Annotated in this window: 24 protein-coding genes; 14 read left to right on the top strand and 10 right to left on the bottom strand. The window is 64.9% G+C overall.

Annotated elements, in window-relative coordinates:
• Positions 1-236 precede the first annotated feature (236 nt).
• Positions 237-416: a hypothetical protein gene (locus tag ABIB45_RS16820; protein ID WP_354216983.1), complete on the bottom strand. Its 180-nt coding sequence runs from the start codon at positions 414-416 to the stop codon at positions 237-239.
• A 33-nt stretch (positions 417-449) separates the two neighbouring features.
• On the opposite strand from ABIB45_RS16820, the gene ABIB45_RS16815 reads away from it, so the two are divergent.
• The 6 genes from ABIB45_RS16815 to ABIB45_RS16790 all read left to right on the top strand — a co-directional run bounded on the left by ABIB45_RS16815 (position 450) and on the right by ABIB45_RS16790 (position 4,609).
• Positions 450-944, top strand: a complete 495-nt coding sequence (locus ABIB45_RS16815; protein WP_354216995.1) for an NAD(P)H-dependent oxidoreductase — start codon at positions 450-452, stop codon at positions 942-944.
• 237 nt (positions 945-1,181) lie between these two features.
• Positions 1,182-2,009, top strand: a complete 828-nt coding sequence (locus ABIB45_RS16810; RefSeq protein ID WP_354216982.1) for a hypothetical protein — start codon at positions 1,182-1,184, stop codon at positions 2,007-2,009.
• A gap of 78 nt (positions 2,010-2,087) precedes the next feature.
• A complete protein-coding gene (locus ABIB45_RS16805) occupies positions 2,088-3,392 on the top strand; it encodes an aminotransferase-like domain-containing protein (RefSeq protein WP_354216981.1) in 1,305 nt (434 codons plus the stop codon).
• Between the two features lie 53 nt (positions 3,393-3,445).
• The gene (locus tag ABIB45_RS16800) at positions 3,446-3,874 is read left to right on the top strand and encodes a universal stress protein (RefSeq protein WP_354216980.1); all 429 of its coding nucleotides are present in this window, start codon (positions 3,446-3,448) and stop codon (positions 3,872-3,874) included.
• A gap of 155 nt (positions 3,875-4,029) precedes the next feature.
• Positions 4,030-4,377 carry a hypothetical protein gene (locus ABIB45_RS16795; protein ID WP_354216979.1) on the top strand — a complete coding sequence of 116 codons (348 nt, stop codon included), beginning with the start codon at positions 4,030-4,032 and terminating at the stop codon, positions 4,375-4,377.
• Positions 4,378-4,414: 37 nt separating this feature from the next.
• Positions 4,415-4,609, top strand: a complete 195-nt coding sequence (locus tag ABIB45_RS16790; protein WP_354216978.1) for a hypothetical protein — start codon at positions 4,415-4,417, stop codon at positions 4,607-4,609.
• Here ABIB45_RS16790 and ABIB45_RS16785 read toward each other — a convergent pair.
• The 5 genes from ABIB45_RS16785 to hisC form a co-directional block, all read right to left on the bottom strand.
• Positions 4,577-5,041: a hypothetical protein gene (locus tag ABIB45_RS16785; RefSeq protein WP_354216977.1), complete on the bottom strand. Its 465-nt coding sequence runs from the start codon at positions 5,039-5,041 to the stop codon at positions 4,577-4,579. The genes ABIB45_RS16790 and ABIB45_RS16785 overlap by 33 nt on opposite strands.
• Positions 5,034-6,506 carry a dihydrolipoamide acetyltransferase family protein gene (locus tag ABIB45_RS16780; RefSeq protein WP_354216976.1) on the bottom strand — a complete coding sequence of 491 codons (1,473 nt, stop codon included), beginning with the start codon at positions 6,504-6,506 and terminating at the stop codon, positions 5,034-5,036. The genes ABIB45_RS16785 and ABIB45_RS16780 overlap by 8 nt, the downstream gene beginning before the upstream one ends.
• Before the next feature lie 52 nt (positions 6,507-6,558).
• The gene (locus tag ABIB45_RS16775; protein ID WP_354216975.1) at positions 6,559-7,539 is read right to left on the bottom strand and encodes an alpha-ketoacid dehydrogenase subunit beta; all 981 of its coding nucleotides are present in this window, start codon (positions 7,537-7,539) and stop codon (positions 6,559-6,561) included.
• The gene (locus tag ABIB45_RS16770; RefSeq protein ID WP_354216974.1) at positions 7,539-8,816 is read right to left on the bottom strand and encodes a thiamine pyrophosphate-dependent dehydrogenase E1 component subunit alpha; all 1,278 of its coding nucleotides are present in this window, start codon (positions 8,814-8,816) and stop codon (positions 7,539-7,541) included. The genes ABIB45_RS16775 and ABIB45_RS16770 overlap by 1 nt, the downstream gene beginning before the upstream one ends.
• Before the next feature lie 149 nt (positions 8,817-8,965).
• Entirely contained in the window at positions 8,966-10,084 is a 1,119-nt protein-coding gene (gene hisC, locus ABIB45_RS16765) for a histidinol-phosphate transaminase (RefSeq protein WP_354216972.1), read from the bottom strand.
• Between the two features lie 86 nt (positions 10,085-10,170).
• On the opposite strand from hisC, the gene ABIB45_RS16760 reads away from it, so the two are divergent.
• Together ABIB45_RS16760 and ABIB45_RS16755 are read left to right on the top strand one after the other, a co-directional pair.
• The gene (locus ABIB45_RS16760) at positions 10,171-10,347 is read left to right on the top strand and encodes a hypothetical protein (protein ID WP_354216971.1); all 177 of its coding nucleotides are present in this window, start codon (positions 10,171-10,173) and stop codon (positions 10,345-10,347) included.
• A 12-nt stretch (positions 10,348-10,359) separates the two neighbouring features.
• Positions 10,360-10,788 (top strand): phage holin family protein, encoded by a 429-nt coding sequence (locus tag ABIB45_RS16755; RefSeq protein WP_354216970.1) that lies wholly within the window; start codon positions 10,360-10,362, stop codon positions 10,786-10,788.
• Positions 10,789-10,849: 61 nt separating this feature from the next.
• Here ABIB45_RS16755 and ABIB45_RS16750 read toward each other — a convergent pair whose 3' ends face one another.
• Positions 10,850-12,307 carry a hypothetical protein gene (locus ABIB45_RS16750; protein ID WP_354216969.1) on the bottom strand — a complete coding sequence of 486 codons (1,458 nt, stop codon included), beginning with the start codon at positions 12,305-12,307 and terminating at the stop codon, positions 10,850-10,852.
• The gene (locus tag ABIB45_RS16745) at positions 12,307-12,570 is read right to left on the bottom strand and encodes a hypothetical protein (RefSeq protein ID WP_354216968.1); all 264 of its coding nucleotides are present in this window, start codon (positions 12,568-12,570) and stop codon (positions 12,307-12,309) included. The genes ABIB45_RS16750 and ABIB45_RS16745 overlap by 1 nt, the downstream gene beginning before the upstream one ends.
• Before the next feature lie 231 nt (positions 12,571-12,801).
• Here ABIB45_RS16745 and purB point away from each other — a divergent pair, with 231 nt between their 5' ends.
• Positions 12,802-14,244 (top strand): adenylosuccinate lyase, encoded by a 1,443-nt coding sequence (gene purB, locus ABIB45_RS16740; RefSeq protein ID WP_354216967.1) that lies wholly within the window; start codon positions 12,802-12,804, stop codon positions 14,242-14,244.
• A gap of 109 nt (positions 14,245-14,353) precedes the next feature.
• A complete protein-coding gene (locus tag ABIB45_RS16735) occupies positions 14,354-15,022 on the top strand; it encodes a histidine phosphatase family protein (protein WP_354216966.1) in 669 nt (222 codons plus the stop codon).
• A gap of 34 nt (positions 15,023-15,056) precedes the next feature.
• Here the strand turns inward: ABIB45_RS16735 and ABIB45_RS16730 are convergent, their stop codons facing one another.
• Positions 15,057-15,914 (bottom strand): serine/threonine-protein kinase, encoded by an 858-nt coding sequence (locus tag ABIB45_RS16730; RefSeq protein ID WP_502909160.1) that lies wholly within the window; start codon positions 15,912-15,914, stop codon positions 15,057-15,059.
• Positions 15,915-16,287: 373 nt separating this feature from the next.
• Complete coding sequence (locus tag ABIB45_RS16725) at positions 16,288-16,812, bottom strand: MarR family winged helix-turn-helix transcriptional regulator (RefSeq protein WP_354216964.1); 525 nt, start codon at positions 16,810-16,812, stop codon at positions 16,288-16,290.
• A gap of 410 nt (positions 16,813-17,222) precedes the next feature.
• On the opposite strand from ABIB45_RS16725, the gene ABIB45_RS16720 reads away from it, so the two are divergent.
• The 4 genes from ABIB45_RS16720 (at position 17,223) to ABIB45_RS16705 (ending at position 21,911) form a co-directional block, all read left to right on the top strand.
• Positions 17,223-17,651, top strand: coding sequence for an acyl-CoA thioesterase (locus tag ABIB45_RS16720; protein WP_354216994.1), 429 nt, complete (start codon positions 17,223-17,225; stop codon positions 17,649-17,651).
• Positions 17,652-17,865: 214 nt separating this feature from the next.
• Positions 17,866-18,951 (top strand): extracellular solute-binding protein, encoded by a 1,086-nt coding sequence (locus tag ABIB45_RS16715; protein WP_354216963.1) that lies wholly within the window; start codon positions 17,866-17,868, stop codon positions 18,949-18,951.
• A 66-nt stretch (positions 18,952-19,017) separates the two neighbouring features.
• The gene (locus ABIB45_RS16710; protein ID WP_354216962.1) at positions 19,018-20,085 is read left to right on the top strand and encodes an ABC transporter ATP-binding protein; all 1,068 of its coding nucleotides are present in this window, start codon (positions 19,018-19,020) and stop codon (positions 20,083-20,085) included.
• Entirely contained in the window at positions 20,082-21,911 is a 1,830-nt protein-coding gene (locus ABIB45_RS16705; protein ID WP_354216961.1) for an ABC transporter permease, read from the top strand. Before ABIB45_RS16710 ends, ABIB45_RS16705 begins: the two co-directional genes overlap by 4 nt.
• Positions 21,912-21,937 lie beyond the last annotated feature (26 nt).

The following is a 21,937-nucleotide window of genomic DNA, read 5'->3' as shown; positions in this document are numbered from 1 at the left end:
TCCGGCAGCCTGCGGATCTTGCTGCTGCCGGGTGTCCACCAGCGCGTCGCTGGCCTCCAGCGACCCCAGGCACGCCCGGATAGTGGACCATGTTACGGGTCACAGTCCAGAGGAAAGTACCACATACACGGAGCCGCGGGGCGCGCCATTGCACCAAAACCGCCGGCCCGTATCAGATCGTTATGAATAATTCCTTAAAACTGATTTGACTGGGCGATGCCGGAATCTGGAATATCCTATTGGCCGCCGATCACCCGTGTAACAAGTTCGCGCCACGAGGCTGTCAACCGTTCCGGCGCCAGGCCCCGGGCCCGGACGGCGTGCAACAGCCGCTCCGGTTCCAGCGTGGCCATCAGCGCCATGGCCATGAGTGCGGGGTCCGCGTCCATCCCTTCCTCCCGCAGCAGGATCTCCACGTGGCGCTGCCAGAGAACAGCTGCGGGTACGTCATGCCGGTTCTGGGCCAGCTGAACGCCCCCGAGCAGGTTGACGTGGTCATCCACGAAAGCCTGGACAACATCCCGTTCTACAACGAGGACATCGACGTCGAAGGCCAGGTCCCCGCCGCAGCGGCCGCCCTCCGCGCCGCCGCCAACGATGCCGACACCCTCCTCCTGGTCACCCCGGAGCACAACGGCACGGTTCCGGCATCGCTGAAGAACGCCATCGACTGGCTGTCCCGCCCCTACGGTGCAGGCGCCCTGTCCGGCAAGCCCACCGCCGTCGTCGGTACCGCCTTTGGCCAGTTCGGTGGCGTCTGGGCCCAGGACGAGGCCCGCAAGGCCGTCGGCATCGCCGGCGCCCAGGTCCTGGAGGACGTCAAGCTGGCGGTTCCGGGTTCCATGGTCCGCTTCGCCGAACTGCACCCGAAGGACGACGCCGAGGCTGTTGAGCAGATCAAGGGCGTCTTCGACGCGCTGACCGCCGCCCAGCCCGCAGCGTAGGGCCGCCGCAGGCGTAAGCCCGCGATCAAGCCAACTGCATGCCCCGGACACCCAAGTGGTGCCCGGGGCATCAGTCTGTGCCGGTATTTTGTTACCGCACCGTGAGCATGCAAGTGACCATTGGCGCCTGCGTGACCAACTCTTGCCCCAACCGGTACCGCGCGGACATGTTCAGCGCCCCGAGAGCGCCGTAACGTTAATGCACGGTAAGCACGGGAATGGGAACGCGGTGCGGACATGGCAGGCACACGGACGGCCGGGGGACTCATGGCGACGGCGGCGGCGCTGACTCTTCCGCTGTTGCTCGGCTCCTGCAATCCCGGCTCAGTCCCATTCGCCGGCGGCAGCATCCCCGCCGGGGCCACCGCGGTTGAACCCACAGAGTCCGCAGCGGCAGTTCTGGTCCCGGCGCCCCAGCCGCAGGCACCTCCCCCGCCCCTGACAACGCCTGTTGAAGCCGAAGCCGCCGCGCCGCCCCCGCAACAGTCTGCGGTACCCTCCGCCTACGGGAGCACCCCGGATGCCGGCGGAAGCACTGCACGGGTGCCGGGGTCCCTGTCCGGCGCCGCCCAGCCGCGGCCTTCGCCAAGCCCTGAGGCCTCCGCGGCACCGCCGGGACGGCCCTCCGCCGGGAGACCCGCCGGGCCGCCCAGCCAACAGACCGGGGCCAGGCCGGTCACGGCCTACTACGTGCTGCTTGACGACGGCGGCGCCGGCGGGGTTCGCTTTGGCTGCAATGACAGCCTGGCCAGCGTCCGCCGCTCCGAGAGAGGATCCGCCGACCCGCTGGCCGCCGCCATGAACGCTCTGCTGGACGGATCCGCAGAGCCTGCGCCCGGGCTGCACAACGCACTGGCGTCCTCCACGCTGACATTCCTGTCCGGGACGTTCGACGGCACCACCGTCACCGTCTACCTGGCCGGAAAGCTCCGTCCGGGCGGCGTGTGCGACATCCCACGGGTCGAGGCCCAACTCACGCAGACCGCCGTGGCGTCAGTGGGCGCCATCCGCGCTGAGGTCTACGTCAATGGCGTGGGCCTCGCCAAAACCCTGAGCCTCAGGTAACGCCGTCGGCGCGTTGGGGCAAGTTCAAGAAACAACAGGTGTTGCCTTATTGGCAACTGTCGGCTGTATCCTGAGGACGTGACCCACGAAACACTTGACGCTGCAGAAGTGCCGCTCCCAGCCGAAGCCATTGACGCCATCGAACGAGCCGCCACGTCCGCCCACCGCTCGGCCCATCCGCACGAGGCGCTGTTTTCGGAGCGGGCAGCCAATATTAAGCAGTCCGCCGTCCGGGACGTTTTCGACATCTCGCTGCGCCCCGGCCTCGTGTCCCTCGCCGGGGGCAGCCCCTACCTGCAGTCCCTTCCCCTGGCGCGGCTGGCAGCCACGGCCGCCGGCATCATCGCCAACGACGGGCTGACCGCGCTCCAGTACGGCGGCGGGCAGGGGACCGAAGAACTGCGCACCCAGATCTGCGAGGTCATGGCGGCCGAAGGAATCCCGGATGCCCTGCCGCAGAACGTGGTGATAACGGCAGGCTCCCAGTCGGCCCAGGACGTGGCCACGAAGGTCTTCTGCAACCCTGGCGATGTGGTGCTGGTGGAGGACCCCACCTACGTTGGTGCCCTCAATACGTTCGAGTCGTACCAAGTGGAGGTGGCCGCCGTGGAGATGGACCACGAAGGCCTTGTGCCCGAGCTGTTGGAGGCAAAGATCGCAGCACTTCAGACGGCAGGAAAGAGCATCAAGTTCCTCTACACCATTCCCAACTTCAACAACCCCTCCGGAATTACCCTGGCCGGGGATCGCAGGCAACAGATTGTGGATATATGCCGGAAGGCGAATATTTTGGTGCTGGAGGACAATCCCTACGGCCTCCTGCGCTACAGAGGCGAGCCACTTGAACCACTCCGCGCAGCCAACGCCACCGACGTAATCTACCTGGGTTCCTTCTCCAAGATTTTCGCTCCCGGCTTGCGCATCGGCTGGGCCCTTGTCCCAGAACATCTCCAGCGCCGCTACTATCTGGCGTCCGAGTCGGTCACACTGTGCCCGCCCACCCTCAACCAGATGTTGGTGTCCGCGTACCTCCGGGACTACGACTGGAAGGGCCAGATCGAAACCTACCGCGGACTCTACGCCGAAAGGTGCGCAGCGATGCTGACGGCGCTGGACGAACACATGCCGGCCGGCACCAGCTGGACCAGCCCCGAGGGTGGCTTCTTCGTGTGGGTCACACTGCCGGAGGGCGTGGACACGTACCCCCTGCTGCAAAAGGCGATCGACGCCGGTGTCGTCTTTATCCCTGGGGCTGCCTTCACCCCCTCCGATGAACCCTCCAACAGGCTGCGGCTGGCGTTCAGCGCCGTGCCGCCGGCCGCCATCGAGGAAGGTGTCCGCAAGTTGGCCGGGGTACTGCGGGATTCCGTCGCAGCGTTGTAACGTTGGCCGGACTGAACTATGGCCTATTTCATCTCTACCAAGGAGTGCAAAGCATGAGCGGAATAATCGTCGTGGGCGTTGACGGCAGCGGAACTGCCAAGAAGGCCGCCGAAGCGGCGCGGGATCTCGCCGTCGCCGTCGGCTCCTCGCTGCACGTGGTCTCAGCCTTCGACAGCGACCGCACCGAGGTCTTCGGCTCCGGCAGCGACCGGTGGATCGTTTCCGATGCCGACGGCGCCGAGCACGTGGCCAAGACCGTTGCCGATGCCCTGGCCGGTTCAATCAAGGTGACCTACTCGGCGGCTCGCGGCAAGCCGGCCGACGCCCTGATCAGCGAAGCCGAGCGCCTTGGCGCCCGGATGATCGTGGTGGGCAACCGGCGGATGCGCGGCATTGGCCGTGTGCTCGGAAGTGTGGCCAACAGTGTTGCCCACAATGCCACCTGCGACGTCTATATCGCCAACACCTATGACGCCGACTAACTGATGACCTGACATCATGCACCGGCCACACCTATCCGGTGCATGGTGTCTGTTCTCACCCCTTTGAGGCCGGATCCGGCACAGCCGAGGCGATAAAATCGAAGTGCCCCCAACGGAGCGGACAACCACCTCCCACTCAGCCAAAGGGGCCCTCCTTGCTTACTCTCCAGCGCCGCCAGCTTGTTGGCCACGACATCCTCCTCGCCCGCCACGGCAACCACATCTGCTCCATGCGGGTGGACCACGGCAGCGGCCGGGTGATTGCGCTTCTGGATGACGGCTCCGTGGACAGCGCACCCAACCTCATCTCGCCGGATCTTCGCCTCCCGGCCACCATACGGAGTGTCCTGCGCGAGGACCGGAAGTTCTTCGCTGCCGTCACAGCCGCCGCCCTGATCGTTGTCGGCCTGCTGTTCGGAACGTCCGCGGCCCTGGCGGGGACTTGGGCCGGTGATCCTGAAATGGTCGAGATGCTTACGGCCTACTCCGCACACCCCTTCTAAGGGGTGAGAGTCTCTCACCAACGCGGGCACGGAGCCCGTGGACATCTCCGGCTGGATCAGGCGCGACAACAAAGACGGCGCCGGCGACGCGTTCATTGAGTTCGTCCCCGGTACGATCATCCAGCCCGGCGCCTTCGAATCGTTCGAACCCGAGCCTGCGATGGCCGGCTCACTCTTCGGCGCGATAGTGATGCCCTGTTTATGGCTGCTTCTGCGCGGCTGGCTTCTCTAGCGCCGCGTGTCCGCTGATCTTCCAGAACGGGCTGACTGCGGCCAGCACTACGATGCCAGCGACGAGGGCGAGCACCATGACCACCACGCTGCGCGGCGAACCGACGGTTTCCAGCACCACCAGCCCCGCGATGACAGATGCCAGCGCCATAATCAGCACGGGTGCACGCTGGTGGCGGTTGCTGATGTGATGGTCGGAGACCTTGCCCAGCCTGACGAGGGCGAGCAGCACGAACAGCGGAAGTACGCAGACAAAAAGGGCCGCCAGCGCGCCATACCCCAGTGTGCCCGGGAAGCCCGGTTCGATCACGGAGCTGATGAGCAGCTGCAGCGTCACCACCACCGGAGGCTGGAACAGCTCGGTCAGCCATCTGGCCGCCCGGTTCCTACCCCGGACGGCGGCCGGGTCCACGGACTTGTTCTTCCTAGTCAAGAAGGAGCGCCGGCTCCTCAAGGATGGCGGCGACGTCGGCCATAAAGCGGGCGGACAGGTCACCGTCAACCACCCTGTGGTCGAAGGAACCGCCGAGCGTGGTAATCCAGCGCGGAATGACTTCGCCGTCCAGCACCCACGGTTTCTGCTTGATGGTTCCAAAGGCCACGATGGCCACTTCGCCCGGATTAATGATCGGTGTTCCAGTGTCGATTCCCAGCGCACCGATGTTGGTGATGGTGAGCGTACCGCCCTGCATCTCGGCCGGCTGGGTCTTGCCCGCGCGCGCCGTGGTGGCCAGGTTGTTCAGCGCCAGCGCCAGCTCTTTGAGCGAAAGATCCTGCGCGTCCTTGATGTTCGGAACCATCAGTCCGCGCGGGGTGGCCGCTGCGATGCCGAGGTTCATGTAGTGCTTGACCTGGATCTCGGCGGTGTCGGTGCCGTCCACGTTGTCCACCCAGGTGGCGTTGACGCTGGGGTTCCGGGCAGCGGCCCAGATGACGGCCTTGGCCAGGATCAGCAGCGGAGAAACCCTGATCCCCTCAAAATCGCGCGAACCCTTCAGCCGCTTGACGAATTCCATGGTGCGGCTGGCGTCAACGTCAACAAAGATGCTCACGTGGGGCGCCGCGAAAGCCGACTCCACCATGGCCTTGGCCGTCGCCTTCCGGACCCCCTTCACGGGGATCCGTTCAATCCGCTGGCCCTGCGGCTTGCCGGCTTTGCCCCAGAACCCGTCGGCTTTGTCCAGCTCTGCATCGCGCTGGGACTGGTAGCTGACCAGGTCCTCGCGCGTCACTTCCCCGCGGAAACCGGTGGCCACCACGTCGGCGAGATCGATCCCCAGGTCCCTTGCGATCTTGCGGACGGGTGGTTTGGCCAGGACGCGGTTCACGAGGCCGGTGATGGTTCCACCCAGCGTGGGACGGGTATCGACCGCCCCGGTAATTGCCTGGGTCGCACGAGGATTGACCACCGGCGGACGGGTGACCGCTCCCGTGGCTGGGCGGTTCTCGGCAGGCTCGACCACTGAGCTGGTGGCGGCGGGAGCCGCCTTCCGGGGGCGCCGTTTCAGGGCGTCCGCCTTGGGACCCGATCCCACCAGCGGTCCGCCGGCAAGGGCAACGCCGGACGAGTCGCCGTCGTCCGCGGGAAGCTTGCCGTACAGCGGCTGGACGGGAGTGGCGGGCGCCGGGACATCGGCGGGGCTCGGGTCCCCCGAGAGGGCATCCGAGACACTGATGATGGCGGTGCCGACGTCGATGGTCACGCCCTCAGGGACCAGCAGTTCGGTGACAGTGCCGGCAAAAGGGGACGGCAGCTCAACGAGCGACTTCGCGGTCTCGATCTCGCAGAGGACGTCGTTGACGGCCACCATGTCCCCCGGCTTAACCTTCCAGGCGACGATTTCCGCCTCCGTGAGACCTTCGCCCACGTCGGGCAGGTTGAACTTGTTGAGCGTCATGATGTCCTCTTTTGCGACGAGTTTTGCGGCGAGCGCAGGCGGGGCCGGGCGCTTAGTAGGCCAAGGCGCGGTCCAGCGCCTCCAGGATGCGGTCGATGCCGGGAAGATAGTCTTCCTCGACCTTAGCCACGGGGTACGGCATGTGGAAGCCGCCAACGCGGATCACGGGAGCCTCCAGTGACAGGAAGGCGCGTTCGCTGATCCGGGCCGCGATCTCGCCGCCGATGCCGCCGAACGTCGGGGCTTCATGGGCCACCACGAGGCGGCCGGTCTTCTTGGCGGAGGCCGTGACGGTGTCGAAGTCGATCGGCGAAATGGAGCGGAGGTCGATGACCTCGACGCTGCGGCCGTCTTCTGCGGCGGCCTCCGCCGCGGCGAGGGCCACGGGGACGAGGGGACCGTAGGCCACCACCGTGGCGTCCGTCCCCTCGCGCAGCACGTGGGCCTTAAAGGGATCGGCCGACGCACCCGGGGATTCCGTGTCAACCTCCCCCTTGAGCCAGTAGCGGCGTTTCGGTTCGAAGAAGATCACGGGGTCCTGGCACTCGACAGCCTGCCGGATCATCCAGTAGGCGTCGTGGGCGTTGGACGGCGTGATGATGCGCAGGCCCGCCGTGTGGGCGAACAACGCCTCCGGTGATTCCGAGTGGTGTTCGATTGAGCCGATGCCGCCGCCGTACGGAATGCGGACCACGACGGGAACTGACAGGTTGCCGTTGCTGCGCGCGTGCATCTTTGCCAGCTGGGTGGTGATCTGGTTGAAACCGGGGAAGACAAAGCCGTCGAACTGGATCTCGCAGACAGGCAGGTAGCCGCGCAGGGCGAGTCCTATCGCCGTGCCGATGATGCCGGACTCCGCAAGCGGGGTGTCCACCACGCGGTCTTCGCCGAATTCCGCAAGGAGGCCGTCCGTGACACGGTAGACGCCGCCGAGGGCGCCGATGTCCTCGCCCATCAGCAGCGAGCGGGGGTTGTTGCCCAGGGTGGCGCGCAGGCCTTCGTTGATGGCCTTGGCTATGGTCATGGTGGTCATCAGCGGGCCGCTCCTGTCCCTGCGTCATCGGTTTTGGCCCTGTCAGGCCCGGCGCCGCCGGCGTCGGCTTCGTCCGCGAATCCTGCGCTGTACTCCTCGAACCAGGCCAGTTCCTCGGCCACCAACGGGTGCGCTTCGACGTACGTGTTGGCGAAGGCGGTCCGGATGTCCGGGGTTTCCAGGTCATGCGTGGTTCTGCGCACATAGGCGGCGAGGTCGTCGCCGTCGGCCTTGACCTGCTCGAAGAAGGCGTCGTCCGCCAAGCCTTGGGCCCTGAGGTACTTTTCCAGGCGGTCTAGGGGATCTTTGGCACGCCAGAGTGTTTCTTCGGCTGACTCCCGGTATTTTGTGGGGTCATCGGCTGTGGTGTGGGCGCCCACCCGGTAGGTGAAGGCTTCGATGAGCACAGGCCCGTGGCCCTCGCGGGCATGCTCCAATGCCCACTCGGTTACGGCGTGGACGGCGATGACGTCGTTGCCGTCCACGCGGATGCCCGGGAAACCATAGCCCTTGGCACGGTTGGACAGCGGAATCCGGGTCTGTACGGAACTGGGCACGGAGATGGCCCAGTGGTTGTTCTGGCAAAAGAACACCACCGGCGCGTTGTAGGAGGCGGCAAACACCATGGATTCGTGGACGTCGCCTTCGGAACTGGCTCCGTCCCCGAAGTAGACCATGACTGCGGCCTTCGGCTCGGCCGGGCGGTCTGCCGCTGCATCAGTCGCCGCAGCCGCCATTTTCTGGTCGCGCTGGATCCCCATCGCATACCCGACGGCGTGCGGGGTCTGCGCGGCAAGGACCAGGGTGTAGAGGTGGAAATTGGTGTCCTGAGGGTTCCAGCCGCCGTTGGAGACGCCGCGGAACTGGCGCAGGAGTTCGGCGAGGTCCACATTGCGGGTCAGTGCCACACCGTGCTCCCGGTAAGTCGGGAAGATGTAGTCCTGCGGCTGGCTGGCCCGTCCGGAACCGATCTGAGCGGCTTCCTGGCCGGTGAGCGGAACCCAGAGCGCGAGCTGGCCCTGGCGCTGGAGTGCAGTGGCCTCGACATCAAAGCGGCGGATCGTGGCCATATCAGCGTAAAAGCCACGGAGCTTGTCGCCGTCCAGCCGGTCCGCGTATGGCGAAAAAACCGGGTCTGTGCCCAGGGTACCGTCGGGCGCCAGCAACTGCACCATGGGCTCGACGGGATCACCCAGCCGGGCCTCGGCCTCGGCCTCGAGCTGGTCGTCTACCGCTGTTCCATTGAACTCGGTGGAGGGCAGATGTGTGGCGCCCATACCGTCTCCTTGCTTGCCGCACGCGGATGCGCCGCAATCTCGCTGGGATATATGCCGCGCGGGGAATGCATTCCGCTGATGGCATATATGGTGGCTTTCTGGTCCTTACTTTATCTTCAGTAGGCGCCGCTCCTGACGCAGGTTAGGCGCTAGGAATGCCGTGGCGGCCTTGTGTAGTTCGCACAGAGCTGGAGGAACCGACTGTTGGCTTCCGGTTCGCCGATGCTGACACGCACTCCCTCGCTGCCAAAGGCGCGCACCGAAAGTGCTTGCTTCCCTGCCAGCTCGGCGAATTCCCCACTGTTTTCGGCCAGATCCAGCCAGACAAAGTTGCCCTGCGCGTTGGGAACTGACCAGCCCAGGTCATGCAACCCGGAAGTCACCCGGGCGCGCTCGTCCACGATGCTTTGTACCCTTTCTACAACCTGAGGGTAGTTCTGCAGCGAAACTATCGCGGCCTGTTCGGCAACCTGCGAGACGGCGAAGGGCGTGGCTGCCACCCTCAGGTACTGGGTCAGCGCCGGGTTCGAGACACTGTAGCCCACCCTTAGGCCAGCGAGGCCATGGGCCTTGGAGAACGTCCGGAGCACCACCACATTGGGGTATTTGCGGTACATCGCGATGCCATCCACAGCATCCTCGGCGCGGACAAACTCCTGGTATGCCTCATCGATGACCACCACCACATCCGCCGGGACGGCCTGGATGAACCACTCCATTTCGGCGGTGGTCAGGATGGGACCAGTGGGGTTGTTGGGCGTGCAAAGGAGAATGACTTTAGTCCGAACGGTGACAGCCGCGGCCATGGCGTCAAGGTCATGGCGTCCGTCTGCTGTGAGCGGGATCCGGACGCTTTCCGCACCCACCAGGCCCACGCTGATGGGATAAGCCTCGAAGGAGCGCCACGCGTAGATCACCTCGTCAGCTTTGCCGTCGTCGTTCTGGCCGGCGAACGTGGTGAGCAGTTGGTTCAGTGCCCCGAGGCTGCCGGCGCCGGTGACGATGTCCGCCGCCGGGACATCCAGGAATTCGGCGAGCGCCATACGCAGCTTAGTGCTGAGCGGGTCCGGGTAACGGTTGAAGTCTGTCTGGCCAGCGATGGCCTCAAGCACTGCCGGGAGTGGCGGCAACGGGTTCTCGTTGGAGGAAAGTTTGTAGCTTGCCAAACCGTCCACGGCGGCCGGGGGCTTTCCTGCGGTGTAACGGGGAAGCCGGTCCACCACTGGACGGGGCCGGATTTCCCCGGACCGGATCTCTGATGACGTCATGAAACCAGCCTACTTTGCTGGGCATGCCTGCATGCTGGGTGCAGGACCGGATACTTTTGACGGTACCTGCAGCCGAAATGAGCCGGATGCCTGAACTCCCGGCGGAGGCTCAGCTCGCCCAGGCCCCCTTGCAGACGTACGACGTCGTGGAAGTGTCTCTCTTCGACCATCCCGTGGGCAGGAATGAATCCGTGTCCGCAGTGGATTCGCTGCGGTTCCGCAGGGCGGCCCGCAGGGCTGGCCGAGGGACAGTCCGCATGTGACAGCATTGGCTTATGCTCTCCTTCATTGTTCGGGTCCTCATCAACGGACTGGCCCTCTGGATTGCCGGCTGGATCCTGCCGGGCCTTGATATTTCCACCACCGCTACTACCGAGGCTGTGGTCAGCACGGGCGTAAACCAGGGCACGGAGACTGTCGGCATCATCCTTGCCTATCTGTTTATCGGCCTGATCTTCGGCGTGGTTAACGCGTTTGTCCGGCCCCTGGTCAGCTTCCTGTCCCTGCCGATCACCATCCTCACGCTGGGCCTCTTCACAATCGTCATCAACGCCGCCATGTTGTACCTGACGTCCTGGCTCAGCAGCTACACACCGGTGTATTTCACCATCGACTCGTTCTTTTGGACAGCGGTCTTCGCGGCCATCATCATCACCCTCATCTCGCTCGTCGCGGGAAGGGTGCCGGGCGGCCGCAGGCGCTAAAGCCACGATGCAGGTTGGCCAGGCCTGCTGCCTGGCGCAGCTCTTGCAGTTAGCTGCTGCCCTACGCGACCGGCCAGCCCGACTCCGATTGCTGTGGTGAGGGCTGGCGCGTGGGTTGCAGCCTCGGCCCGGGCGCACTCACCGTTTCAGCCTTGGTCCGCGTCAAGGAGAAGCGCGTGGCCGTGGCCGTTCCGCCGGCACCAAGCACACCGGCGAGGACAGCTGTGGAATCCTTCAGGGTGGGATCGTCGCTGGCACCCACAAGGCGTGCAGCGTCCTGGTAATTCGCCAGCCTGTGGCCCGGACCGAGGCCTAAGTCTTCACCCTCCTGCGTGGCCACCGGGCTGCTCAGCGTTACCGTGACCCGATCTCTGGTGTCCGGGTTCGGTGTTCCGTCAGCCCCGGGCACCCAATCCTGTCTATGCTCCAGATGTAGGGAACTGACGGCTGCGGCCGGAACGATGCCACCTACGGGAGACCCTGCCGTCAGCACATATTTCATGTCGTAATCGTTGACGAACAGCTCATCGGCGGCAAGATTCATGGCGTGGATCCCGCCCTGGCTGTAGCCGACTGCCACCACCGAAGCCCCTTTCTCCGCGCCGGCGGACTGCAAAGCGTCCAGTATGGCCGCCTTCACTTCCGCGGAACGGTTACCCAGGCCCTCCGCAATGCCTGCCTCATCGAAGGGGTTGGTCCCGCCCACTTCTCCTCCGGCCTGCGTTCCGGGAATAACCACCACGTAGGCCTTCTGGCCGCCGTTATCCACTTCGATAACCTCGATGTAGCCCGCGCCCCGCGCATCGATGATCCGGGCACGTTCCAGAAGGGCGGCTGGAGAGCCATCGAACTCCACAGACAATGACTCTTTGCGGTCCGCGATGACCGGACGCGGCCGGAGACTGCTGGCCGCGCTGCCGAACATACCGGTAAGCAGTGGAACCGCGGCCGCAATGTGCCTCCCTGCCGCCAGGTCCACGCTGAGCGCAATGAAGAAGCGTTCCGGCGAGAGAGCCAGTAAGGCAACCATGGCCAAGGGCCCAGCGGCGAGTTCGGCCACTTCCCTGTTGGGAACGAAGCCCAGCCCAAGGTCTTGTGCCTGCCGGCTCATTGTTCCGGTACTGGTCAGCCCGCCGCCCAGTCCACGCGCGACACTCGCCCACGCCTCCGCCGCCTCGTAGTTCTGCTTGCTGGCGCGCACTTGGCTGCTGATTGTCCGCAGTTCTTCACGGACAGCCTGAACGCTCCACTGGGCCTCCCCGACCGACATCAGCGCCTCCGTCCCGGACAGCCGCGAATCGTTCTGGTATGCCCCGAGGTCTCCCCAAATGCGATGAATTTCGACTTCCACGGCGGCCAGCACATCCGCAAGGACATCGAGTTTGCCAGCCCCGACCATGAGTTCTTCAAGCTGGAAGGCAATACCCCCGAGGCCGCCCCTGATTTCCAGCCCTCCGTCCACGGCTGGCCCGGTCAGCTCTATGGGCCCCCCACTGCCCGACGGCGTCACCTCGGCCATCAGTTCCGCCCCGCGGCCGTGCCGGCCGACGCCGCGACCGCCCGCGCATGGCGGCCCACGGCGAGCTGGGCGTCCGTAATCCGTCCATGCGCCCGTCCCAACGCGGACGCCTGGAGGGCCAGGGAATCTCGGTATGCCCGCCCGGCAGGCGACTGCCACGTCAGAAGCTGGATATCCCAGGCCCTCGCCATGACCGTTTCCACCTGTTCAGTACATTGGGCGAGCCGGGACGCCAACCGCTGGATCTCATAGGCGCGAGCCATGCGCCCCGCGTCAGCTCCCGTCATCTCACCACCCACGCGTCTCCCCTTGCCCAATGCACTGCCTTTGGCTGACGAACCGTGCTGCCTGCCGCATCACGTGTCGCGTCGCCCATGAACTCCGAGGCTACGGAAGCCGCCCAGGCGCCGGAACCACCGCAGTCGGCTATGTGCATAAGCCACCCCGGACTGACCGCTTAAGCGACCGCCCGGACTTCGTGAAAGAATCAGCACATGCCTGAAACTGCCGCCACAGCTGATACCCGAACGCCCTCCGGACGCCTGGCCCTCGCCGCGTCGCCGGAGCCGATCGCCCTGGGCCCGCTGGACGGCCGCTACCAGTCCGCCGTCGGACCCCTCGTTGACTACTTGTCCGAGGCGGCACTGAACCGTGACCGCGTAGCCGTGGAAGTCGAGTGGCTCATCCACCTGACCAGCAACAACGTCCTCCCCGGCGCAGGCCCGCTCACTGCGGAACAGCAGGAAAAGCTCCGCGCCATCGTCACGGAATTCAACGCCGCATCCGTCTCAGAACTCGCCGAAATCGAAGCCGTCACGGTCCACGACGTCAAGGCCGTGGAGTACTACATCAGCCGCCGCCTGCCCGCGATCGGCATCGAAAACCTGACCGCCATGGTCCATTTCGGCTGCACGTCCGAGGACATCAACAACCTCTCCTACGCCCTGGGCGTCAAGGGTGCTGTGGAGGACGTGTGGCTGCCCGCCGCAGGTGCCCTCGTGGCCCAGATCAGCAAGATGGCCGAAGACAACCGCGCGGCTCCCATGCTGTCACGCACGCATGGCCAGCCTGCCACGCCCACTACGCTGGGCAAGGAACTGGCAGTCATGGCGCACCGCCTGACCCGCCAGCTGGACCGGATCGCCAAGACTGAATACCTCGGCAAGATCAACGGCGCCACCGGCACCTACGCCGCACACGTGGCATCCGTTCCGGGCGCAGACTGGCAGCACGTGGCCAAGTCCTTCGTCGAGGGCCTGGGCCTGACGTGGAACCCGCTGACCACCCAGATCGAAAGCCACGACTGGCAGGCCGAGCTGTACGCCGACGTCGCACGCTTTAATCGGATCCTGCACAACGTCTGCACGGACATCTGGAGCTACATCTCCATCGGCTACTTCGCCCAGATTCCGGTGGCGGGCGCCACCGGGTCCTCCACGATGCCGCACAAGGTCAACCCGATCCGCTTCGAAAACGCCGAGGCCAACCTGGAGATCTCCTCGGGCCTCCTGGACGTGCTGGGCTCCACGCTGGTGACCTCCCGCTGGCAGCGCGACCTCACCGACTCCTCCAGCCAACGCAACATCGGCGTGGCGTTCGGCCATTCCCTGCTTGCCATATCCAACGTTGCCAAGGGCCTGGACCGGCTGGACGTTGCCGAGGACGTCCTCGCGGGCGACCTGGACCACAACTGGGAAGTCCTGGGCGAGGCCGTCCAGATGGTCATGCGCGCCGAGGCGATCGCCGGCGTCGAAGGCATGGAAAACCCGTACGAGCGCCTCAAGGACCTCACCCGCGGACAGCGTGTGGACGCCGCCCGGATGCAGGAATTCGTCCAAACTCTGGGCCTCTCCAAGGACGCCGAGTCGCGGCTGCTCGCCCTCACCCCCGGCAAGTACACCGGCATCGCGGACCAGTTGGTGGACCACCTCAAGTAAGACCCTTCCCGCGGTTGAGCTTGTGCGAACCGCGGGAACCAGGAAGTACGACGGCGGCGCCGGGCTCAATCGGGCCCGGCGCCTTCGCTTTAAGTGCCAAACTGGAGTCATGAAGCTCCTCCTCATCCGCCACGGACAGACCCCCGGAAACGTACTGGGCCAGCTGGACACCGCCCATCCGGGACCCGGGCTTACAGGACTGGGTGAGCGGCAGGCTGAAGCCATGGCGCGGTCGCTGGCCAACGAGCAGATCGCGGCGTTGTACGCGTCCACGCTGGTGCGGACGCAGATCACCGCCGCCCCGCTGGCCAGGAAACAGGGCCTCAAGGTTGAGGTGCTGGAGGGCCTGCACGAAATCGAAGCCGGGTCACTGGAGAAACTGACCGACCACGAGTCGCACATGCGCTATATGGGCACCGTCTTCGCGTGGGCTGCCGGCGACCTTGAGCGCAGGATGCCGGCCGGGCCGGACGGCCACGAGTTTTTTGAACGGTACGACGCCGACATCGCCCGGGTGGCCGAACGCGCCGCCCGCAACGGGGACTCAGCCGTTGCCGCCGTGGTCAGCCACGGCGCCGCAATCCGCACCTGGGCAGGCCTGCGCGCCGCCGACGCGGACGCTGATTTTGTTGCCCGTCATGTCCTGGCCAACACCGGGATCGTGGCCGTGGAAGGCGACCCCGACTCCGGCTGGAAGCTCATTCACTGGGACGGCAGCCCCATCGGCGGCCTGGCCCTGGCAGATCCCACCGCAGAGGACCCCACCGGGAAAATGTGACCCGTGGTCAACGCGGCCGGCTGCCGGTGGCAAGCTACCTGGCCAGCCTCCGCGCCTTGACGGCCGCCTCGGCAGCGGAAGGCCGATCTGCGCTGCCCATGGCGGTCACCGCATGCAGCAGCTCACCCCAGCCGGATCCCAACGAGGTTGGGATGACGGGCCCGCGCAGGGTCCGGGCCACCAGTGACTCAACGGCCGTGCCGGAATAGGCCCGGGTCCCCGTCAGGAGCTCCAGAAGGACCAGCCCCAGGGCGTAGACATCCCACGACGGCTGGGCTGCCCCGCCCGAGGCCTGCTCCGGGCTCATGTAATGGACCGTGCCCGAGGAAATGCCGGGCTCAGGTGCCGCACCAGCATCCACGGCAATGCCAAAGTCCACCACTCGCACCGGGCTTCGCCGCAATCCACTCAGCATGAGGTTTCCTGGCTTGATATCGCGGTGAACCATACCCTTGCCGTGAAGATAAGCGAGGGCGTCAAACAGGCCCCCGGCCCATGTTGCCACGTCCCGGGGAGAACATGGCGGGCCACTGAGCGTCGCGGCGAGGGAGGAGCCAAGCGCCAATTCCTCCACCAGGTAAGGCCGTCCGGACCACCGCCCCTCCACGGGCATAGTGCCTTGCCCCAAAAACGTGATGATGGACGGGTGATCCAGCGCCGCCAGGATGCGGGCCTCGCTGTCGATCCTGGCTCGATGCTTCGGGGAGGCATCAGCGGCCACTTTCACCGCAACGTCACACCCGCCGGCGAGGTCGACGGCACGGAACACATCCGCCATGGAGCCCCTGCCCAACCGCTCCTTGAGGTCGAACCGGCCTTCCAACACGACTTCCCCGGCTGGCAGGAAGTTGGCGTCGCCTGATGCCGGGCGTGCGGGTGACACCGCGATCATGCGTGCAGGGCGCCGCTCAGCGCTGGGAACGGTTCACCCCAGGCTGTGGGTTCTTCGGACATGTCGGTTTGGCCTGAAACCCAGGCGTCGAGTTGGAAGCCGCAGCTGCAGCGCCACACGGGAGGCAGCAGCACAGGGTGGTCCTGTGGTTCGAACGTGGAGCCAACGGCAGCCGCCCCCACCGCAGGTGTGGTTATTTCCATTTCTGTGGAGCAATGGACCGGCCAGGTGGGCGGCGCGTTGCTGCCCTCAGCGGATACAGAAGGTAAAGAACCCGGCGAAGCCGCCTCGGATAATGCTTGGATCGCGCTCATGACTCCCTCTGGATTCTGTCAGGATCAATCATAAGCCTACATATTACTAGTTCAGCTAACTAAAACGACGGGCCGCTTTCTTGCCGGCTCTCCTTTTCATCCTGGATTGCAGACGTCATGTGCTGCAGGAATTCGACCACCACGCGTGCGTCGGCGGCGGACAGCCCTTCCGCCACGGCCATCATCCGCCGATGCATGGACCCGAGAGTAACCCGCACCTCGCGGTCGGATTCGACAGTGGGAACCACCACCACGGAGCGCCTGTCCGTGGGATGGGCTTCCCGCCGGACGTGGCCGCTGCCCACGAGCCTGTCGATGAGTGACGTGGTGGAGGCGCTGGTAATACCGAGGAACCGGCTGAGGTCCTTGGGCACTACGGTGCCTCCCGAAGCCTGCACCCGCAGGAGGTACCGCAACGCCAGGATGTCCGTTTCACCCATTCCCATGGAGTCGCGGGTGGAACGGCGGACTGCTGTCTCGGCGGTGCGGTAATCCCGCAGTGCCTTCAGGACCGCGACGCTGGAGTCCAGTTGGCCATCCGGCCCATACCAATATCCAGAACCTTCATTAGCTGCGGGACTCATGCACTGATCTTAGTCGGACGTATAACTAGCCTATCGAGAATGTTTCGCCACGCACCGCAGTCCGGGAGGGCGTCGTTCGCCCAGTCCTTGCCGCAAAGAAACACACGCGTAACCACCCGCCCATAGGCTGGGCAGGAATAACCCTTCGGCGAATCGAGGCAGTCATGCAGACCAACCCCGTCTCAACATCAAGGTCGTGACCTGGTCCAACCCCGTGGGCGCCGATCTGCGGAAGGCCCAGCAGGCGGAACTGGACACCCGCTTCGGTACGCCTGACCACGACCCGGGACCCCGCCGTCGGCCGCCGACTGTGCAGTGTTCCTGGTTGCGTACGGTAAAGGCTCCGGCCAGCCCGTAGGCTGCGGCGGCCTCAGGATCCTGGACGATGCCGCTGCCAAGATCAAGCGGCTCTGCGTACTCCCACCTTCCGGACGCGCAAATGGGTCCGGCCCGAGGACCTCAACGCCAACGGCACACTGTTCGGTGGCAGCCTGCTGAAATGGATCGACGAGGAAGCGGCCATCTACGCCATCCTCCAGCTCGGCAACGGGCGCGCGGTGACCAAGTACATCTCCGAAATCAACTTCGTCAGCTCCGCCGTCCAGGGCGACCTGATCGAGATGGGCCTGACCGCCACGCGCTTCGGCCGGACGTCCCTGACCATGCGCGCCGAAGTGCGGAACATGATCACACGCCAGAGCATCCTCACCATTGAGCAGATCGTTTTTGTGAACCTCAGCCCCTCCGGCCAGCCCGAGCCGCACGGCTACACCGAAATCACCTACGACCGGGACCGGATCCCCTCTCACCACCTCACCGAAACGCTCAACCAGGACTGACGACGGCGGGACGCGCCTTCGTGATCCGGTCTGCCTTCTCCCGCAACGTTCACCGCGCGTTTACGCACTGTGCCCGGAATGTTCGGGCAACTGGACCAGACTCAACAGCCGGGTTGTTTATCGAATCGATAGCTTTTCAAGCCCATATCTCTCGAATCCAGCTATAGGCTAGCCGGACCATGCTCCGAACCAAGTCCAGAAATGAGTCCTGACCGTGCTTAAATTGCAGACTTTGATGGCAGCCGCCGTCGCCGCCAGCCTGTTGGCCGGCTGCGGAGCCGGTACCGCAACCCCGGCGGCGTCCGGGGCTCCCTCCTCCACGTCAACCGTTCCTACCGGCGAAACCCTGGTGGTCTACACCAACTCCAACGGCGAAGGCCGCGGCGACTGGTTGACCGCTGAGGCCACCAAAGCCGGCTTCAAGATCGAAGTGGTGGGAGCTGGCGGCGCAGACGCCACGAACAAACTCATCGCGGAAAAGAACAACCCCATTGCCGATGTCGCCTTCGGGCTGAACAACATGTACTTCGCCCAGGTCAAGGCCGCTGGCGCCCTCGAGCCGTTCGAGCCCGCATGGGCGGGGGAAGTGGACACCGCCGTGGGAGACACCGGTGATGGGAAGGCGTACTGGCCACTCGTGAAGCAGGCAATCCTACTCGGCTACAACTCGGACAAGTTCAGCCCAGACGCCGCGCCCAAGGACTGGACGGACCTCTGGACCAAGGATGAGTTCAAGTCCCGCTACGAGCGGGTCACAGGCCTCGGAACCGCCACTGCGCAGCTGGTTTTCGCCGGCATCCTGTCCCGCTACAAGGACGCTTCCGGTGACCTGGGCATCTCCGCCGAGGGCTGGAAGCAGGTGGAGCAGTACTTCCGGAACGGCTCCCCGGCCGTGGCCAAGACTGACCTCTTTGCACGGATTGCCTCCGGCGACGTGGACATGGGCCAGATGCCGTCGTCCATCATTGCCGAGCGTGAGAAGTCGTTCAAAGTCAACGTGGAAACGGTCATTCCCTCCGCCGGCGTTCCACTCGCTGTGGAGCAGATTGCCCTGGTGAAGGGGACGGACAAGAAGGCTGAGGCGGTGAAGTTCATCGACTGGTTCGGCAGCGCGGACGTGCAGGCTGCCTTTGCCAAGAAGTTTAACTCGATGCCTGTCAACAAAGTCGCGGCAGAGCAGGCCAACCCTGACGTGGTGAAGTTCTTCTCCACCGTGAAGCAACAGGACATCGACTGGGGATTTGTCCAGGAAAACATGGGTGCCTGGGTGGAGAAGATCGAGCTCGAATACATGCAGTAGGACTCACCTACCGCCTCGTCCCCGCACCGCAGCCGGGCCAGCCGGCTTTCCCCCAGACAGGAACCCATGATCCGCCTAGACAACATCGAAGTTACCTTCGGCGATTTCGTAGCCATTCCGAACCTTGACCTGCACGTCAAACCTGGCGAGTTCTTCACACTGCTTGGTCCCTCCGGGTGCGGGAAAACGACGGCGTTGCGCACGTTGGCGGGCTTCATCGAACCTTCTGCGGGTACGGTCCACGTGGACGGGAAGAACGTCACCCGGCTTCCAAGTGACAAGCGGCAGGTGGGCATGGTGTTCCAGAACTATGCCCTGTTCCCCAGCATGAGCGTCTGGGAAAACATCGCCTTCGGGCTGCGGGTCCGGAAGGAAAAGTCCGCCGAGAGCGACCGCCTGGTGCGCGACATCGCGCGCCGGGTGGAGCTCAGCGATGAGCAGCTGCATAAGAACGTGGCGGAACTTTCCGGCGGCCAGCAACAGCGTGTGGCCGTGGCCCGCGCGCTGGTGTTGCGGCCCAAAATCCTCCTGTTGGACGAGCCGCTCTCCAACCTGGACGCCAAGCTCCGGCATCAACTCCGCCAGCAACTCAAGGACCTGCAGAGCGAGTTCGGCATCACCACCGTATACGTCACCCACGACCAGGATGAAGCCCTGGCCATGAGCGACAGGGTGGCCGTCTTCAACAAGGGCGTCGTGGAACAGGTGGGGACTCCGCAGTCCATCTACGATCACGCAGCCACCGAATTCGTGTGCAACTTCATCGGTGACAGTTCGCCGCTGACACCGGAGTTCATCGCTGAACTGAACAGGCTCTCCGGCGCAGGACTCAGCCCCACCGCCAACTCCTACCTCCGGGTGGAAAAGGCGTCACTGACGCCGCCCGAGGATGGAGGCGCCGCCGTCGGGCTCTCCGGGCAGGTGGTCTCGCGCACTTATCACGGGCTCCACAGCCGCTACATCGTGCGGAGCCACGGCGCGGACCTCCGGCTGCTGGTTAAGGAAGACGGCGCCGCGCACCCGGAAGCAAGAGCGGAAACCACCGTGTACGTCCAGCCCGGGCACGTGCTGCAGTACCACCCGGACACCGGCAACGCCCTGGAGCGACGGGGCCGGGAGGTGGCCCTGCCATGAGCCGGTCCTCCGCGAAAAGCATGCTTCGTTCCCCGTTCATCCTGATCGTGGGAACGGTGCTGACCTGGTTCATCGCCGCATTCCTGGTCTGGCCCAACCTGAATGTCCTGATCTCAACGTTCTTCCCGGACGGGAGCTTCTCGGGCCGGGCCGCGGAGAAGCTGTTCTCCTCCCAGCGCGCCATGAAGTCCCTTGGAAACAGCTTTATGCTTGCCGTGGCACTGTCCGTCACGGTGAACGTGGTGGGCATTTTCATTGTGCTGGTCACGCACTACTTCAAGATCCGCGGGTCCAGGATTTTGTTCCTGGGTTATGCCTCCACCTTCATCTATGGCGGAATCGTCTTGGCAGCCGGCTACAAGTTTATTTACGGCGACAAAGGCATTGTCACGTCGCTGCTGCTGAAGGTCTTTCCGGGCATGGATGCGGCATGGTTCTCCGGGTTCTTCGCAGTCTTGGTGGTGATGACGTTCGCCACCACCACCAACCACATGCTGTTCGTGGCCAACGCCCTCAAAGGCGTGGACTACCAGACCATCGAGGCCGCCAAGAACCTGGGCGCCTCCCCCTGGACGATTCTGCGCAGGGTGGTCCTGCCCATGCTTAAACCCACGCTGTTCGCCGTCACCATCCTGTCCTTCCTGACCGGGCTGGGAGCACTCAGCGCACCGCAAGTACTGGGCGGCCGCGACTTCCAGACCATCACGCCCATGATCCTGACCTTCACCAACAGCCCCACCTCGCGGGACCTGGCGGCCCTGCTGGCCGTCATCCTGGGCGTGGCCACCATCCTGATGCTGGCCGTGATGACCCGGCTGGAGAAGGGCGGCACTTACTTCTCGGTGTCCAAAGTTTCCTCTGCCCTGCAAAAGCAGCAGATCACCAACCGGGCAGCCAACGCCGCCGTGCACCTGGTCGCCTACCTGCTGTTCGCCGTGTACACCCTGCCCGTGCTGCTGATCGTGCTGTACTCCTTCGCTGACGGGGCAGCCATCCAGACCGGGCAACTCTCGCTGGGCAGCCTGACGCTGGACAACTACATCCGCGTGCTGACCCAGGAATCCGGCCTGCGGCCTTTCATCATCAGTGTCATCTACAGTGCACTCGCCACGGCGATTGCCGTGGGCGGGCTGCTGTTTGTGGCGCGCCTCCTGCAGAAGTACCGGAACTGGGTCAGTTCCCTCTTTGAGTACCTCCTCCACATCCCCTGGATCCTTCCCTCGGCCCTGCTCGCCCTGGGGCTGATCATCAGCTACGACCACCCCAACCCCCTCGTTGGTGGCGCGGTGCTGACCGGAACCACGGTGATCCTGCTGATCGCCTTCGTGACGGTCAAGATCCCCTTTACGCTCCGCATGCTCAAGGCGTCGTTCGCGTCGGTCAACTCCTCGCTGGAGGAAGCCGCGTCAATCATGGGCGCGAAAACCCTCTATGTGTTCCGCCGCATCCTGCTGCCCCTGGTGCTTCCGGCCGCCGCAGCCATCGCCGCGCTGAATTTCAACAGCATGCTCGATGACTACGACACGGCGATCTTCCTGGCGCACCCCCTGGTCCAGCCGTTGGGCCTGGTGATCAAGGCGAACACTGACGGCGCCGAAGGGGTGGAGGGCGTGGCCAACACATTCGTTTACACCGTGCTGCTGATGGTGATCACGGGCCTGACCATGTACCTTGTCTACGGCCGGTCCAGCCGGCGCGGCGCCGGCAGTAGCCTCAGCGGTACCGCCGGGAAGCGCGACGGCGCTTCCGCCGGCAAGGTGACCGTGGCAGAGGCAGCGCCCGCGCCCGCGCCCGATGTGGCGGTGCTGCCCGCCGGCCGGCCATAAGCAGGCGCCGCGGGGTTCGGCATAGG

Source organism: Arthrobacter sp. UYCo732, from assembly GCF_040547265.1.
GTDB lineage: Bacteria > Actinomycetota > Actinomycetes > Actinomycetales > Micrococcaceae > Arthrobacter.
This window is presented reverse-complemented; position numbering and strand designations above follow the sequence as displayed.